At 49.6% G+C, this 560-nt stretch carries 1 protein-coding gene; it reads left to right on the top strand.

The features are described 5' to 3' along the window. Positions 1-270: 270 nt before the first annotated feature. Positions 271-417 (top strand): hypothetical protein, encoded by a 147-nt coding sequence (locus tag KMS84_RS43750; protein ID WP_177414121.1) that lies wholly within the window; start codon positions 271-273, stop codon positions 415-417. Positions 418-560: the final 143 nt, after the last annotated feature.

Genomic DNA, 560 nt, shown 5'->3' with positions numbered 1-560 from the left:
ATGATAGGCTATGCAAATGGCACCGATACATATTCATCACTAGCGCTACGAGGAGGCTTCTGAGCCTGCATTGGACTAGATGATGGAAAGCCAGAAACAAAAAAGCCGATCAAGTTCGCACCTTGACCGGCCTTTGGGAAAAGACGTCTGAACAGACTCCAGATGTCTCTCGCGCTTCGTTGAAGAAAGCTTTGCGATGGTAGCCCCTGTGAGCTCCTTTCGCAAGGGAGCGAGTTCTGTGTTTGAGCCTACCTCAGCAGGAGACATTTTATGTCCCAGATTGAGATGTTCGAAAAGCCCGACGAGGAAGGTGAGGTCATCTATCGCATGACCATCACCACCAAAACCGGGAAAGTGATTCGACGTGCAAACGGTCAGCCGTTTCGTATCGTCATTCGCCCTAAAGCATCCAAGTAATTTGGCTGCTTAACAGAGCTCGGGGCACGCAAGTGCCCTGTTCTCCCATCGCTGCAATGAAGAGCCTCATGAGCCTAGATTTCTATGATATGCAACACAAGCCGATCGCGTATACAGATGACGACGAGCACTTATATGCATAC

The organism is Streptomyces hilarionis, from assembly GCF_024539675.1.
Classification (GTDB): Bacteria; Actinomycetota; Actinomycetes; order Streptomycetales; family Streptomycetaceae; genus Streptomyces; species Streptomyces hilarionis.
Note: the sequence above shows the minus strand (reverse complement) of the source record. Positions and strands in the feature narration are given on the sequence as shown.